The 15,293-nt window shown below is 60.3% G+C and carries 14 protein-coding genes and 1 pseudogene; 6 read left to right on the plus strand and 9 right to left on the minus strand.

The features are described 5' to 3' along the window. From E1K68_RS26665 to E1K68_RS26675, 3 genes are read left to right on the plus strand one after another with little or no spacing between them, the layout of a single operon-like run. The gene (locus tag E1K68_RS26665) at positions 1-669 is read left to right on the plus strand and encodes an amino acid ABC transporter permease (protein ID WP_003195339.1); all 669 of its coding nucleotides are present in this window, start codon (positions 1-3) and stop codon (positions 667-669) included. After that, positions 666-1,316, plus strand: a complete 651-nt coding sequence (locus E1K68_RS26670; RefSeq protein WP_003195341.1) for an amino acid ABC transporter permease — start codon at positions 666-668, stop codon at positions 1,314-1,316. Before E1K68_RS26665 ends, E1K68_RS26670 begins: the two co-directional genes overlap by 4 nt. Beyond that, positions 1,303-2,040 (plus strand): amino acid ABC transporter ATP-binding protein, encoded by a 738-nt coding sequence (locus E1K68_RS26675; RefSeq protein ID WP_003195343.1) that lies wholly within the window; start codon positions 1,303-1,305, stop codon positions 2,038-2,040. The genes E1K68_RS26670 and E1K68_RS26675 overlap by 14 nt, the downstream gene beginning before the upstream one ends. Here E1K68_RS26675 and E1K68_RS26680 read toward each other — a convergent pair. From E1K68_RS26680 to E1K68_RS26695, 4 genes are all read right to left on the minus strand, one after another. Beyond that, positions 2,012-2,587, minus strand: a complete 576-nt coding sequence (locus E1K68_RS26680; protein WP_232964698.1) for a hypothetical protein — start codon at positions 2,585-2,587, stop codon at positions 2,012-2,014. The genes E1K68_RS26675 and E1K68_RS26680 overlap by 29 nt on opposite strands. Then, on the minus strand, positions 2,553-5,054 hold the full coding sequence (locus E1K68_RS26685) for a fimbria/pilus outer membrane usher protein (RefSeq protein ID WP_212614844.1): 2,502 nt from the start codon (positions 5,052-5,054) through the stop codon (positions 2,553-2,555). The genes E1K68_RS26680 and E1K68_RS26685 overlap by 35 nt, the downstream gene beginning before the upstream one ends. 7 nt (positions 5,055-5,061) lie before the next feature. Further along, on the minus strand, positions 5,062-5,763 hold the full coding sequence (locus E1K68_RS26690) for a fimbria/pilus chaperone family protein (protein WP_206666379.1): 702 nt from the start codon (positions 5,761-5,763) through the stop codon (positions 5,062-5,064). A 105-nt stretch (positions 5,764-5,868) separates the two neighbouring features. Continuing rightward, entirely contained in the window at positions 5,869-6,516 is a 648-nt protein-coding gene (locus E1K68_RS26695) for a DUF1120 domain-containing protein (RefSeq protein ID WP_169912789.1), read from the minus strand. A 478-nt stretch (positions 6,517-6,994) separates the two neighbouring features. Here E1K68_RS26695 and ppx point away from each other — a divergent pair, with 478 nt between their 5' ends. After that, on the plus strand, positions 6,995-8,497 hold the full coding sequence (gene ppx, locus E1K68_RS26700) for an exopolyphosphatase (protein WP_003195352.1): 1,503 nt from the start codon (positions 6,995-6,997) through the stop codon (positions 8,495-8,497). Between the two features lie 137 nt (positions 8,498-8,634). Here ppx and ppk1 read toward each other — a convergent pair whose 3' ends face one another. Together ppk1 and hemB are read right to left on the minus strand one after the other, a co-directional pair. Then, complete coding sequence (gene ppk1, locus E1K68_RS26705) at positions 8,635-10,857, minus strand: polyphosphate kinase 1 (RefSeq protein WP_003195353.1); 2,223 nt, start codon at positions 10,855-10,857, stop codon at positions 8,635-8,637. Positions 10,858-10,875: 18 nt separating this feature from the next. Continuing rightward, complete coding sequence (hemB, locus tag E1K68_RS26710; protein WP_003195355.1) at positions 10,876-11,889, minus strand: porphobilinogen synthase; 1,014 nt, start codon at positions 11,887-11,889, stop codon at positions 10,876-10,878. A gap of 208 nt (positions 11,890-12,097) precedes the next feature. On the opposite strand from hemB, the gene E1K68_RS26715 reads away from it, so the two are divergent. Next, on the plus strand, positions 12,098-12,733 hold the full coding sequence (locus tag E1K68_RS26715; RefSeq protein WP_034134036.1) for a DedA family protein: 636 nt from the start codon (positions 12,098-12,100) through the stop codon (positions 12,731-12,733). Here E1K68_RS26715 and E1K68_RS26720 read toward each other — a convergent pair. Then, complete coding sequence (locus E1K68_RS26720; RefSeq protein ID WP_034134037.1) at positions 12,714-13,949, minus strand: sterol desaturase family protein; 1,236 nt, start codon at positions 13,947-13,949, stop codon at positions 12,714-12,716. The two genes, E1K68_RS26715 and E1K68_RS26720, sit on opposite strands and share 20 nt — an antisense overlap. A gap of 115 nt (positions 13,950-14,064) precedes the next feature. On the opposite strand from E1K68_RS26720, the gene elbB reads away from it, so the two are divergent. Next, positions 14,065-14,730 carry an isoprenoid biosynthesis glyoxalase ElbB gene (elbB, locus tag E1K68_RS26725; RefSeq protein ID WP_003195362.1) on the plus strand — a complete coding sequence of 222 codons (666 nt, stop codon included), beginning with the start codon at positions 14,065-14,067 and terminating at the stop codon, positions 14,728-14,730. Positions 14,731-14,741: 11 nt separating this feature from the next. Here the strand turns inward: elbB and E1K68_RS28000 are convergent. Both E1K68_RS28000 and E1K68_RS26730 read right to left on the minus strand, forming a co-directional pair. Beyond that, positions 14,742-14,828: pseudogene (locus tag E1K68_RS28000) on the minus strand (outer membrane lipoprotein carrier protein LolA); the annotation flags it as partial. 8 nt (positions 14,829-14,836) lie between these two features. Beyond that, entirely contained in the window at positions 14,837-15,292 is a 456-nt protein-coding gene (locus tag E1K68_RS26730; RefSeq protein ID WP_014720436.1) for a YaiI/YqxD family protein, read from the minus strand. Between the last annotated feature and the right edge of the window lies 1 nt (position 15,293).

The following is a 15,293-nucleotide window of genomic DNA, read 5'->3' on the forward strand; positions in this document are numbered from 1 at the left end:
ATGGCCTATCAATTCGACTTTGTGCCGGTGCTGGCCAATACCGACCTGCTGCTGCGCGGAGCGCTGTTCACCCTTGAGCTGACGGCTATTGGCGCCGTCCTCGGAGTGGCCCTGGGCACCGTCGGTGCCGTGGTACGGGCGTGGAAGATCCAGCCGTTTGCGTGGATTTTTGGGGTGTATGTCGAGTTGATCCGCAACACGCCGTTCCTCGTGCAACTGTTCTTTATTTTCTTCGGCCTGCCGTCCCTGGGGTTGAAAATCACCGAGTGGCAAGCCGCCGTGCTGGCGATGGTGATCAACCTGGGGGCGTACTCCACCGAGATCATCCGTGCGGGCATCCAGGCCATCCCACGCGGGCAACTGGAGGCGGCCGCGGCGCTGGCAATGACGCGCTTCGAGGCGTTCCGCCATGTGGTGCTGCTGCCGGCCCTGGGCAAGGTGTGGCCGGCCCTGAGCAGCCAGATCATCATCGTGATGCTCGGTTCGGCGGTGTGTTCGCAGATCGCGACTGAAGAGTTGAGCTTTGCCGCCAACTTTATCCAGTCGCGTAATTTCCGCGCCTTTGAAACCTATGCCCTGACCACCCTGGTGTACCTGTGCATGGCGCTGATGATTCGCCAATTGCTCAACTGGATCGGCCGACGGTTTGTCATGAGGAACAGCCGATGAGTGATTTTTCGTTCTGGGACATCGTGCGCAACCTGCTGACCGGCCTGCAATGGACGCTGCTGCTGTCATTGGTGGCGTTTGTGGGCGGCGGCCTGATCGGCTTACTGGTGATGACCCTGCGTATCAGCCGCAAAGCGTTCCCACGCAATATGGCCCGCACCTATATCGAACTGTTCCAGGGCACGCCGTTGCTGATGCAGCTGTTCCTGGTATTTTTCGGCGTTGCCCTGCTTGGCGTGGACATATCGCCCTGGCTGGCAGCGGCGATTGCCTTGACCCTGTTTACCAGCGCCTACCTGGCAGAAATATGGCGCGGCTGCGTCGACTCCATTGCCCACGGCCAATGGGAAGCCTCGGCCAGCCTGGCCCTCAACCCGTTTGAACAACTGCGCTATGTGATCTTGCCTCAGGCGTTGCGTATTGCTGTCGCGCCGACGGTGGGCTTCTCGGTGCAGGTGGTCAAAGGCACCGCCGTAACCTCGATCATCGGCTTCACCGAACTGACCAAGACAGGCGGCATGCTCGCCAACGCCACCTTTGAGCCCTTCATGGTCTACGGCCTGGTGGCCCTCGGTTACTTTTTGCTCTGTTACCCCTTGTCCCTCAGTGCGCGCTACCTGGAAAGGAGACTGCATGCCTCTGCTTAGAATTTCTGCCCTGCATAAGTATTACGGCGATCACCACGTACTCAAGGGCATCGACCTGACGGTGGACGAAGGCCAGGTGGTGGCGATCATCGGCCGCAGCGGCTCGGGCAAGTCCACCTTGCTGCGCACCCTCAATGGCCTGGAGTCGATCAACGACGGCGTCATCGAAGTCGATGGCGAATACCTCGACGCCGCCCGCGCCGACCTGCGCAGCCTGCGGCAGAAGGTCGGCATGGTGTTCCAGCAATTCAACCTGTTCCCGCACCTGACCGTGGGCGAGAACGTGATGCTGGCGCCGCAAGTGGTGCAGAAAGTGTCCAAGGCCAAGGCCGCCGAATTGGCCAGGCAGATGCTGGACCGGGTCGGGCTGGGCGAAAAATTCGACGCCTTTCCCGATCGTTTGTCCGGCGGCCAGCAACAGCGCGTCGCCATTGCCCGCGCCCTGGCCATGTCGCCCAAGGTGTTGCTGTGCGATGAGATCACCTCGGCCCTGGACCCCGAACTGGTCAATGAAGTGCTGAGCGTGGTGCGCCAACTGGCCCAGGACGGCATGACCCTGATCATGGTGACTCACGAAATGCGTTTTGCCCGTGAGGTCGGCGACAAGCTGGTGTTCATGCACCAGGGCAAGGTGCATGAAACCGGTGACCCGAAGGTGTTGTTCGCCAACCCGCAAACAGTTGAGCTCGCCAACTTCATTGGCTCGGTGGAACAGCCTGGCTGATCAGTTCGAAACTGCCCAGCCCTTCAAGGTTGGCCTCCCCGCGTACCATCAACGCCTCGAAGGGCAGTTCGGTGTCGAGATCGACCTGGGCGGTGAGTCGCCGCCCTGCCACCGGCAAACCTGCGGCGCGCGCGACCAAGGCCTGGCCGGGTAATAACTGGCCTCTGGCCGACTCGTCAGGCGCTTGAGCAGACACCCAGCCGACAGCTCGCCCGTCGACCTGGGCATGCTTGAGACGCAAGCGAAAACGCCCCTCACGACCAAACCGAAACCCTTGCCCATCGGCAGGCGCTGCGACAAAGCGCAGGGCCATTACCGCCGGTTCAACACAGAGCACAGACAGGTTGAACGTGCGAGTGGCCAGCACCACAGCGGCGTTTTCGACCACTGCATCCCGGCGTATTGCGCCATAGTCGATGCGCGGCGGGCTCAGCGAAAGCCGACAATTTTCAGCTTGCGCATCGAGCGTTGCCAGCAGCACGCATGAGAGCGCCAAGGGCAGGCTGGTACGCTTAACCACCCTGGCATACCGCCGATGCAGCTTCATAGAATTTGTCATTGTCAGGCTTGGCCTCTGGGTCAATGTGCAACAGGCAAGTGGAAGAGTCCGGCAATGAAACCCTCAGGTTTTGCAGCTCGGAAACGTCGTTGAGAAAAATCATGCCCTCGCCCACCACGCTGGTGAGGAAGCGGTTGCCCTTGCCGAACACCGAGGCGCCCTGAGGCAATGGCCGGCCGTGCTGATCGTTGGCGGTCACCAGCATCCGGCGCACTTTCACCACGTCAAAATCCACGTGATTGAATGAGCCTCGGCCCGCCGCAATGACCTGGGTGCCGTTTTTCAGGTCTACCTGCTTGGGCAACGAAGGGGTCTGTACCTGGACGCGGCTGTTGGTGTAGGCCGGCAAGCCGGCGATCACCGCCTGGCCGCTGAAGTCGGTCCATACCGGGCCTTGTGGCGTCTCGACTTTCGCCGAGCCGATATCGCCGACCGAGACGATGCCGAACGTGTCCTGCACGCTGTACGGCGAAAAGGTCAGCCCGCCTTCGTGAGCCACCACGCCCCCCTGCAACTGGCCTGTGTAGCTGCTACCCAACGGGTCGTGGCTGACGCCCAGGCCCACTCGTGCATAGCGTGGCAACACGTCCACTTGCCCACGCAACGATTGCTCCCGGGCCCGCATGTCACGCTCCACCGCTACTTCGTAGTTCACATACTCGTTGACCCGTTCGCTCAGTGCAGTACCGGCAGTAAATTGCTCCCCACGGCGGCTGGTGTAGCTGCTCACACGGCGATCGCCGCCTAGCGGCACACTGACCTGCAACCGCAGGGACACGTCGTTATCTACCGCACGATCACGCCGGCTACCGGCATAGTTGGCGTCTTGGCGAGCCCGCGAGCCGCCCACTTGAGAGTCAGCGATCAGCGCCACATCGGCCCGGCCAAACGACTTGTTCCATGAGGCAAACACATGCTCGCTGGTTTGCCCGCCAAATTGCGCGCTGTGGGTGTAATTCAAAGAAAATACGCCCAGCGTGGGTTCGGCCCAGCTCACGCCTGCGGTGTACTGGTTTTTGAAGTACGAATTGAGATCATCGGCTCTGAGCGGCTGGCCCACCTGCGTGACTTCGCGATAACCACGCGTCTGGGTGGTGGCGCTGAGGTTGACGTCGATATTGGCCCCGACGGGGCTGCTCAGCGACAGGCTGCTGCGTGAGCCGGACACGGCCTTGTGGCTGTCCCGGGACAGGTTGTGGCGTGCGTTGACAGAAACCCGTTGGAAAAACACGCTGCTCAGGGTCCCTCCTGCCGCCCAATAGTCATCGGTGCTCAACAAGCCAAAACCCGCAGACGAATGACTCCCCAGCCCCCAGGTGCCACTGCCCATGGCGATCACCGGGGATGGCCCTTCCTCACCCGCCGTTCTGCGCAGTTCGCCCACCGATAAATAGTAACCAGGCGCCGCCGGGGCAGCCCCCGCGAATGATGCCGCCGGTACCACGAAACTGCGCTTGGCGCCCCGCACATCAATCACGCTGACCTCAAGGTCGCTGGTGGCGTTGAGCAGGGGCAAGCCCGTCAGCCGGAACGGTCCTTCAGGCACCAACGTACTGTGGACCAACACACCGGACTGGCGTATCTCGACCCGCGATTGGCTTTGGGCCAACCCCTCGACCACTGCGATATTGCCGCCTGCGGGTGTCCTGGACTGCCCATCGGGGGAAAACTGCACGCCAGACAGTTGGATCCCGCCAAACAGCGGGTTATTACTGGAGAGCTGGCCTGCCTGGAACGTCGAACGCAACCCGGCGATATCCCGCTGGGCATAAGCGTGCAAGTGTTCGGTACGGGTCTGGCCGTTGTCCGACACATAGAACTGGCGGCTGCGGACAATCCAATCGTCGAGGTTGAAACCCGCTTCGGTATAAGCCGACACGAACCGGCTGGGCCCGCTGCGCGAATGGCTGTCGTAACCCAGCACGTCATAGTTGAACAACGCTGCCGCGCCGCCCTGGGAAAAATCCCCGCTTTGCCACTCGGGTTCGCGCAAAGCCTGGGTCGGCACCACCAGCACCACTTCGTCGGTACCGGGACGCAGGCGCACCATCGTGGCGGGAAATGCGCCGAGAAAATCATGACAGGCCTGGCCTGGCCAGGCACCTGGCTGCAGGATTGCGCCAGGTTTAACCAGCCCGGCTTTCTCCAGTAAACCAGGGGTGAAACATAATTCCCCCTGTGGACCAAACTGAGCATCCACCAGCCCAAGCGGGTTGCCATTGACCCGTAACCCCACCACCTGGACACCTTCGCGAAAGCGCGCCGCACTGCGAAAGTAATCGGCAACCTTGGGGTCTATGCCGTGGGTTGTCAGGGCCGCCAGGTCAAACCCTTCCCCGAGTTCCAGCGCGGTCGCGATACCAGGTAAACTCCAGAGCGCCGCAAAACTGATGAACAACGTGGATCGACCGGGCCAGGAATTACCCGGAATGCCACGCCTGGAGCGAATCATCATGAACCGATCAACCCTCATCGGTGATGACCGGCGCTCGGTAGTTGTCTACCGAAAACCCGTAGACCGTGGCGGGCTGGATCTCTACTTGAGCCACATTGCCCAACGGACCTTCGCCCTTCGCCACCAATGCCTCACCTGGCAAAATGTAAGTGCGCGGCAATGTCGCCAGCGTGCCTTGTGGCAGCAGTTGCACATCTGGCGCCAGGCGCACTACATAGGCGCTGTCGTTGTGGACGCTGAGCCGGTCCCCGACGCGCTTCCACGTCAACAACTCCCAGGGCGTGTGGTGCCGTGGCAGGCCTTGGGGGTGCAGGATCAGCGGCAAATTCTGCCGCAGGGTGATGCCGATGGTCGCACCACCGGCAGCACGCGCTTGGGGGATGCCCTCGAACGACACGCGCTTGAGCCGCTGGGTCTTGAGCGGCTGTTTCAAGGTGCTGATAAAGCGCACAAGCTGCGTATCCCCCGCCTCCACACGGGTGACAGGCGGTGTGACAATCAGTAGCGGCTCCAGGTCTTCAGGCACATTCTCAACAACGGAATGCAACAGTGCCGGCCCCGCATCGGTGTTCTTGATACTCAAGGTGGCTTCGCCGTCTTCCTCATAAAGCACCACCACTGTTGTTTCCGGCAACATACCGTCGGCGGCGGCAACAGCACTGAAAAAAAGATGCCACAGCAGCGCACAACTTATTAAAAAACCACGCACTCGGTATTCCCCTCAACTCATGCCGTTGACGATTGGCAATCGCGCAGCCAAAGAAAAACAGCCAATAAGAAAGGGTTAGTTTCTTGATCGGCTGCTTTCAGTTATTTAGATGTAACTCAATACAAGCGTGGCGCGCCCATCAATGGAAATGTCACGGCTTAAATCCAGATCCCGAGCCCTGTTGATCACCGCTTTCACCGCGAGCGTACCGGTCAATTGGCTGATAGCAGCAGGGGTAATCGTCACCCCATTACGCCAGGAGTACTGATTGGGCGACTGGGCCACTTTGCCATCGCTGTTGTACCAGGCCCCAAGGCCAGTGCGCATGATCGGAAACAGCGTCGTGCCGGAAGACCTGAGGTCCCTGAGAGTGACCGAATAGCCACCGGTACGCCGGGCGCCCACCATACCCAACCCATAGTTCTGTGCTTCGGTGAAGCCCGCGCCGAGGATGCCCGTCACCTTGCTGCCCGCTTGCAGGTCGGTAAACGTGAGCCCGAACCTGGCAGGCGTGGTGCCGCAATTGATCACCAGCGAAGTGGTCCTCTCTTCGCGCGGGTTAAACGCTGTTTGGGACAATTCGCCCGAGCGAATCGTGCCGTAGTCGATGATGCCACTGCCCGCCAGGCTGAGATTGCAGGCAGCCGGTGTAATCGTGCCCCTGACGACCAACTGCGCACTGGTGGTTGCCTGGGCATTGAGGGTCGCAACCAGGCACGCCATACCGACGGTTAATCCAATAATCTTTTTCATGCTCTTCCTGTCATTTGAAATTAACAGGCGCTCTTTATTTCGGTTTTTGCGACTCCGTCGCTCAACGCTTTATCTTCCGTAACACAAAACTATAAATAAATAACACCCAGGCAGAATTGCCGAATGACAGTCTGGCGCCTTGGTGCTTGGCAAAAAAATCAGACATCGCGGTATTTACTGTGGGCTCTATTAAATTAGGCAACGGCTTTAATCTATCAGCAAAGTAGTCCTGTCGCTGAAATGGCATGATCTATGATCCTGATCACTGTAAGCAATGTCATACGCCACTTACGACGATATACAGTTAAAACGTCTTACAGTATCGGAGCACCTATTCGCTTAAAGCTTGCGAAGCTGCCCTACACTTCCCAGAGATTTACCTACAGACAGCATTGGCCCAATTACCGAAGCACAACGCGTTGGCGTCAGCGGTCGATCGTGGCACGATGGCAAGGTTATCGACCGAGATCCCCAAACCATGCCGCAATCCCAAGCCAAGAATCTGTCCTTGATCGCCGCCATCGACCTGGGCTCCAACAGCTTTCATATGGTCGTGGCCAAGGCCCAGAACGGCGAGATCCGCATCCTTGAGCGGCTCGGCGAGAAAGTGCAACTGGCCGCCGGGATCGACGACGAGCGCAAGCTCAATGAAGAATCCATGCAGCGCGGCCTCGATTGCCTCAAGCGTTTTGCGCAACTGATCAACGGCATGCCCCCTGGCGCGGTGCGTATCGTTGGCACCAACGCCTTGCGCGAGGCCCGCAACCGCAACGAATTCATCCATCGCGCCGAGGAAATCCTCGGGCATCCGGTGGAGGTCATCTCGGGCCGTGAAGAGGCGCGCCTGATCTACCTCGGCGTGTCCCATACCCTGGCCGATACGCCCGGCAAACGCCTGGTGGCCGACATCGGCGGCGGTAGTACCGAGTTCATCATCGGCCAGCGTTTCGAACCACTGCTGCGTGAAAGCCTGCAGATGGGGTGCGTGAGTTTCACCCAGCGTTATTTCAAGGATGGCAAGATCACCCCGGCGCGTTATGCCCAGGCCTACACCGCAGCGCGCCTGGAAATCATGAGCATCGAACATGCCCTGCACCGCCTGACCTGGGATGAAGCCATCGGCTCGTCCGGCACCATCCGCGCCATTGGCCTGGCCTTGAAAGCCGGCGGCCATGGCACCGGCGAGGTGAACGCCGAAGGCCTGGCGTGGCTCAAGCGCAAGCTGTTCAAGCTGGGGGATGCAGAGAAAATCGACTTCGACGGCATCAAGCCCGACCGCCGCGCCATTTTCCCTGCGGGCCTGGCAATTCTCGAAGCCATCTTCGACGCCCTCGAACTGCAACGCATGGACCACTGTGACGGCGCCCTGCGCGAAGGTGTGCTCTACGACCTGCTGGGCCGTCATCACCATGAAGACGTGCGCGAGCGCACCCTCAGCTCGCTGATGGAGCGTTACCACGTCGACCTGGAGCAAGCCGCCCGTGTGGAGCGCAAAGCCTTGCACGCCTTTGACCAGGTGGCCGAGGACTGGGACCTGGAAGACGGCGTCTGGCGCGAGCTATTGGGCTGGGCAGCCAAGGTGCACGAAGTGGGCCTGGACATCGCCCACTACCATTACCACAAGCACGGCGCCTACCTGATCGAACACTCGGACCTGGCCGGTTTCTCACGGGAAGACCAGCAAATGCTCGCGCTGTTGGTGCGCGGTCATCGTCGCAATATTCCCAAGGACAAGTTTGCCGAGTTCGGTAAAGACGGCATCAAGCTGATCCGCCTGTGTGCGCTGCTGCGCTTTGCAATCCTGTTCCACCACATCCGTGGCACCCAGGAAATGCCCCAGGTCAAACTGCACGCCGATGGCGACAGCCTGGAAGTGATGTTCCCCAAAGGCTGGCTGGATGAAAACCAGCTGACCCAGGCCGACTTCGCCCAGGAAGCCGAATGGCTGACGCGGGTGGGGTTCAGCCTGAACCTGCGCTAAGCAACTCTAAAAGCATTCTGCAAAACAAATGTGGGAGCGGGCTTGCCCGCGATGACGGAGTGTCAGCCAATGCATCTTTGGCTGACCTACCGCTATCGCGGGCAAGCCCGCTCCCACTTTTTGAACTGCGTTGGGTTTTAGTTCACCGTCAGAATCGGGCTACCCAACTTCTCCAACAACGTCGCCTGCGCGCTGCGCGGGTTCTGGTTGCCGGTCGGAGTGTTACGCACGTAGCGCCCATCCGACTGCAGGCTCCAGCTATGGGTGTTGTCGGTCAGGTAGCTTTCCAGCTCCTTCTTGACCCGCATGATCAACTTCTTGCCTTCCACCGGGAAGCAGGTCTCCACACGCTTGTCGAGGTTGCGCTCCATCCAGTCGGCACTGGAGAGGAACATCTGCTCTTCGCCACCGTTAAGGAAGTAGAACACGCGGGTGTGCTCCAGGAAGCGGCCAATGATCGAGCGCACGTGGATGTTATGCGACACGCCCACAATGCCGGGGCGCAGGCAGCACATGCCACGCACCACCAGGTCGATACGCACACCGGACTGGCTGGCCTTGTACAACGCGCGGATGATCTTCGGGTCGGTCAGCGAGTTGAACTTGGCGATGATGTGCGCCGGTTTGCCGTCGAGGGCAAACTGGGTCTCGCGGGCAATCATGTCGAGCATGCCCTTCTTGAGCGTGAATGGCGCGTGCAGCAGTTTCTTCATGCGCAGGGTCTTGCCCATGCCGATCAACTGGCTGAACAACTTGCCGACGTCTTCGCACAGCGCGTCGTCGGACGTCAGCAAGCTGTAGTCGGTGTAGAGCTTGGCGTTGCCGGCGTGATAGTTGCCGGTACCCAAGTGGGCGTAGCGTACGATCTCACCGGCTTCACGGCGCAGGATCAGCATCATCTTGGCGTGGGTCTTGAAGCCGACCACGCCGTAGATCACCACCGCACCGGCCGCTTGCAGACGGCTGGCCAGTTGCAGGTTGGACTCTTCGTCAAAACGCGCACGCAGCTCGATCACCGCAGTGACTTCCTTGCCGTTACGCGCCGCGTCTACCAGCGCATCGACGATTTCCGAGTTGGCGCCGCTGCGGTACAGGGTCTGGCGCACGGCCAGGACATGCGGGTCTTTGGCGGCCTGGCGCAACAGGTCGACCACCGGGGTGAAGGACTCGAAGGGGTGCAGCAGCAGGATGTCCTGCTTGCTCACCACGCTGAAGATGTTCTCGCTGTTTTGCAAAAGTTTCGGGATCTGCGGGGTGAACGGCTTGTATTGCAGCTCCGGGTGGCTGTCCAAGCCGGTGATGCTGAACAGGCGCGTCAGGTTCACGGGGCCGTTGACCTGGTACAGCTCGGATTCGGCCAGGTTGAACTGCTTGAGCAGGTAGTCCGACAGATGTTTGGGGCAAGTGTCCGCCACTTCCAGGCGCACCGCGTCGCCGTAGCGCCGCGAGAACAGCTCGCCGCGCAGGGCACGGGCCAAGTCTTCGACGTCTTCGGAGTCCAGCGCCAGGTCGGCGTTACGGGTCAGGCGGAACTGGTAGCAGCCCTTGACCTTCATGCCCTGGAACAGGTCATCAGCGTGCGCGTGGATCATCGACGACAGGAATACATAGTTGTCGCCCGCGCCACCCACCTCCTCCGGTACCTTGATGATCCGAGGCAACAAGCGTGGCGCCGGGATGATCGCCAGGCCCGAATCGCGGCCGAAGGCGTCGATACCTTCAAGCTCGACGATAAAGTTGAGGCTCTTGTTCACCAGCAAGGGGAACGGGTGCGTCGGATCGAGGCCGATAGGCGTGATGATCGGCGAAATTTCGTCCCGGAAGTAACGGCGCACCCAGGTCTTGATCTTGGCGGTCCAGTGACGACGACGAATGAAGCGGACCTGATGCTTTTCCAGTTCAGGCAGCAGGATGTCGTTGAGGATCGCGTACTGGCGGTCCACATGGCCATGCACCAGCTCACTGATGCGCGCCAGGGCCTGATGCGGTTGCAGGCCGTCGGCACCGGCTTGTTCACGGGCGAAGGTGATCTGCTTCTTGAGGCCGGCAACACGGATCTCGAAGAACTCATCCAGGTTGCTGGAGAAGATCAGCAGGAATTTCAGCCGCTCCAGCAAGGGGTAGGACTCATCCAGCGCCTGCTCGAGCACGCGGATGTTGAATTGCAGTTGTGACAGCTCGCGGTGGATGTACAGGCTGCTGTCATCCAGGTTGGTGACCACGGGCGCTGGCGCCGGCGCAGGTGCTTCGGCTACCACCGCAGGCGGTGCAGGCTCCAGCTCCGGCGGGGTCTCGGCGACTTGTTCAACCACCGGGTGAGCGTCTTTTACGGCAACTTCTGAGAGTCCTTCGGTATTCATCGAGTGTTCCTGTGAGGGCTATTGTTGCTCTCTAAGCAATTGGGCGGCGCGGGCGGCGAAGTAGGTCAGAATGCCATCAGCGCCGGCACGTTTAAAGGCAGTCAGGGATTCGAGGATCACCCCTTCACTCAACCAACCATTCTGGATTGCCGCCATGTGCATGGCGTATTCACCGCTGACCTGATAGACAAAGGTCGGCACTTTGAATTCCTCTTTGACCCGGTAAAGAATGTCCAGGTAGGGCATCCCCGGCTTGACCATCACCATATCGGCGCCTTCGGCCAAGTCGGCAGCCACTTCGTGCAGGGCCTCTAGGCTGTTGGCCGGGTCCATCTGGTACGAGGCCTTGTTGGCCTTGCCCAGGTTCAGCGCCGAGCCTACCGCATCGCGGAATGGGCCGTAGTAGGCGCTGGCGTATTTGGCCGAGTAGGCCATGATTCGTACATTGACGTGGCCAGCCAGCTCAAGGGCTTCGCGGATCGCCTGGATGCGTCCGTCCATCATGTCCGACGGCGCAACCACCTGGGCGCCTGCCGCAGCGTGGGACAACGCCTGCTTGACCAGTGCATCGACGGTGATGTCGTTCTGAACATAACCGTCTTCGTCAAGAATGCCATCCTGGCCGTGGGTGGTGAATGGGTCCAGGGCCACGTCGGTGATCACCCCCAGTTCCGGGAAGCGCTCGCGCAGGGCACGGGTGGCACGCTGGGCGATCCCATCGGGGTTCCAGGCTTCGGCGGCGTCCAGAGACTTGAGTTCGGCCGGGGTCACTGGAAACAGCGCCAACGCCGGAATGCCCAACTCGACCCAATTCGCCGCTTCTTCAAGCAACAAATCAATGGTCAGACGCTCCACACCCGGCATCGACGCCACCGCTTCCCGACGATTTTCACCGTCAAGCACGAAAACCGGCAGGATCAGATCATTCGTGGTCAGTACATTTTCACGTACCAGGCGACGAGAAAAATCATCACGACGATTGCGACGCAGACGGGTGGCGGGGAACAGGCGATTGGCAGGGGTAAAGCTCACGACAGACTCCTGAGCCCGTGTTTACGGGCGAGCGTTGCAGTTATAAGCGGCCATTATGACGAATGAATGACAGTTGTGCTTATCGACGCGACCTGTAGTCCCATTCGTCATTTGCGTAGGAATTGTTCACTTCGTGACACATCTCGATACTTTCATGAATCTTCGTGAAGGCGTAGGCTGCGCGTTCATTTCGCCAGCACCCTAGACCATGCTTCAACAATTTCTGCATGACTTCGGCTACTTTGCCCTCTTTCTCGGCACGTTCTTCGAAGGCGAGACCATCCTTGTACTCGCAGGCTTCCTGGCGTTCCGTGGCTACATGGATATCAACCTGGTGGTGGTCGTTGCCTTTTTTGGCAGCTACGCCGGCGACCAGCTCTGGTACTACATGGGGCGCAAGCACGGCCGCAAGTTGCTGGCGCGCAAGCCGCGCTGGCAATTGATGGGCGACAAGGCACTGGAACATATCCGCAAGCATCCGGATATCTGGGTATTGAGTTTCCGCTTCGTCTACGGCTTGCGCACGGTGATGCCCGTGGCGATTGGCTTGTCTGGCTACCCACCGCTGCGCTACCTGGTTCTCAACGGTATTGGCGCGGCGATCTGGGCGGCGGCACTGGGGGCGGCGGCCTACCACTTCGGCGCGGTGCTGGAAGGCATGCTTGGCAGCGTCAAGAAATACGAGCTGTGGGTACTGGGCGCCTTGCTGGTGCTGGGCTTTGGCCTGTGGTTGCGACGCCGCTTCAAGAATGCCCGCATCGCCCGCCAAGCGTGTGCCGAGGCCAAGGCTCGGCTGGCCAACGAGCCAGCCCCGGTGCAAACGCCTAAGACGCCAACCGAGTAAGCCGGCTTCTGCAACAGTAGAGGCCGATGATGCTGAGCAGGCTGTAGCTCGCCAGGCCCAACCAGCCCAGGTTGCTGGCGGGCCACAACCCCACCAGCGGCGCCAGCCATACCAACGGCACATTCAGCGCCAGGCGTGCCAGCTCGGCCTTCAGTGCCCATGAGCGATTCTCCAGCGCCACGCCCAAGGTAAACAGCCCCAGCGCCATCGTGCCCCAACCGAGGGCCAGCGCCGACGTGGGCAAGCCCTCACCGAAATTCATCAAATAGCTGCCAAACCCCACGTAAGCCGCAAACTGCAAGGCGATGTAGACCTGTTGGCTCACGTCCAGCGGCACCTCGAATTTGCGGAACTGGCTCAGGTCCGGCTTGGCCAGCGGGTACTGGGCATTGACGTCCGCCGGGCGCCAGCCGGTGCGCATGAACCAGATGCGCAGCTTGTCCCACCAACGTTCAGTACGCCGGGCGTCACTCCATAGCTGCGCATAAAACTGCAGGTTGGCCCACAGCGGGTTCCAGCTGGCCAGGGGTGTGGTCACGCCGAAAATCACCGGCTCGTTATCGTCTTCCTCCTGGAAGGTGCCGAACAGCCGGTCCCAAATAATGAACACCCCGCCGTAGTTGCGATCCATGTAGAGAGCGTTCTGTGCATGGTGGGCCCGATGATTGGACGGCGTGACGAACAGCCATTCGACCCAGCCGAGCTTGGGAACATGACGTGTATGGACCCAGAATTGATACAGCAGGTTGAGCGAGGCCACACTGATAAACACCACCAGCGGCACGCCGGCCACCGCCAGCGGCAGGTAGAAGATCCAACTCAGCAGGAAGCCGGTGCTGGTCTGGCGCAAGGCGGTGCTGAGGTTGTAGTCCTCGCTCTGGTGATGCACCGAATGCGCGGCCCACAGGATGTTGCGCTCATGGCCCATTCGGTGCAGCCAGTAGTAGCAAAAGTCATAGAACACAAAGGCGAATACCCAGGTCCAGACGTTTTCGGCTGGCAACTCGAACAGCGCCAGGTGCTTGAGGGCGAACGCATAGGTCAGCAGGCCCACGCCCTTGGTGAGCAAGCCGGTAGTGGTGGACAGCACGCCGGTGCTGAGGCTGTTGATGGCATCTGCCACTCGGTAGTTGCGCACGCCACGCCAACGGTCGGCCAACAACTCCACCACAATCAGGGCAATAAAAAACGGTACTGCATAAGGCACAAAGTCCATGGGCGAGTCCGGTCTATTTTTGTTACATCAAGATTAGGTGCAGCGACGTGAGATCCCATTGGCAACAGGTTACAAATTAGTAGACATTTAACGCCATGAATCAGGAGAAATGCCCATGAGCAAAAAGATTGCAGTGATCCTTTCCGGCTGTGGCGTGTACGACGGCGCAGAGATCCATGAAAGCGTGATCACCCTGCTGCGCCTGGACCAGCGCGGCGCTCAAGTGGAATGCTTTGCACCCGACGTTGCGCAGTTGCACGTGATCAACCACCTCACGGGCGAAGAAATGCCCGAGTCGCGCAATGTGCTGGTGGAATCTGCGCGCATCGCCCGCGGCGCCGTGAAGGATATTGGCCAAGCCAATGCCGCAGACTTTGACGCGCTGATCGTGCCGGGCGGTTTTGGCGCGGCCAAGAACCTGTCGAACTTTGCCGTGGAAGGCGCCGGCTGCAGCATCAACCCGCAGGTGCTGGCGCTGGCTGAAGCCTTTGCCGAAGCGGGCAAGCCGGTGGGGTTGATCTGCATCTCGCCGGCCCTGGCCGCCAAGATCTACGGCCCTGGCGTGACCTGCACCATCGGTAACGATGCCGACACAGCGGCAGCCCTGGACAAGATGGGCGCCACCCACATCGAATGCACGGTAGAGGACATTGTCGAGGACCCGGCGCGCAAGCTGGTGAGTACGCCGGCCTATATGCTGGGCAAGAACATCAGCGAGGTGGCGTCAGGCATCAACAAGCTTGTGGATCGGGTGTTGGAGTTGACCCACGAGAACGACTGACGCCCTCTTTCTGTAGGAGCGAGCTTGCTCGCGAAGAACCTGAGAGCGCCGCGTTCATCCAGAGTGCCCGCGTTATCGTTGACGTTTTTCGCGAGCAAGCTCGCTCCTACAGAGGCTTCATCAAGCGGGTGAGGATACGGTCCAGTGCATTGGCAAACGCCTGCTTGTCCTTTTCGCTGTGGGGCGGTGGGCCGCCGCCCATCTGGCCTTGCTCGCGCAGGTCGGTAAACAGGTTACGCACCGCCAACCTCTCGCTCATGTTCGCTGGGCTGAATTCCTTGCCACGCGGGTCAAGGGCCGTCACGCCCTTCTTCACCAGGCGGTCGGCCAAGGGCACGTCGCTGCAAATCACCAGTTCGCCGGGCACGGCGTGCTCCACCAGGTAATCATCGGCGGCATCCGGCCCGCTGGGCACCACGATCAGCTTCACACAGGCAAAGCTCGGTTTGATCTGGCTTTGCCCTGCCACCAGCACTACCTCAAACTGGCGCTTGAGGGCGAACTTCACCACTTGGTCCTTGGCCGCCCGAGGGCAGGCGTCGGCGTCGATCCACACGCGCATG

Source organism: Pseudomonas sp. B2021, from assembly GCF_018135665.1.
Taxonomy (GTDB): Bacteria; Pseudomonadota; Gammaproteobacteria; order Pseudomonadales; family Pseudomonadaceae; genus Aquipseudomonas; species Aquipseudomonas lactis.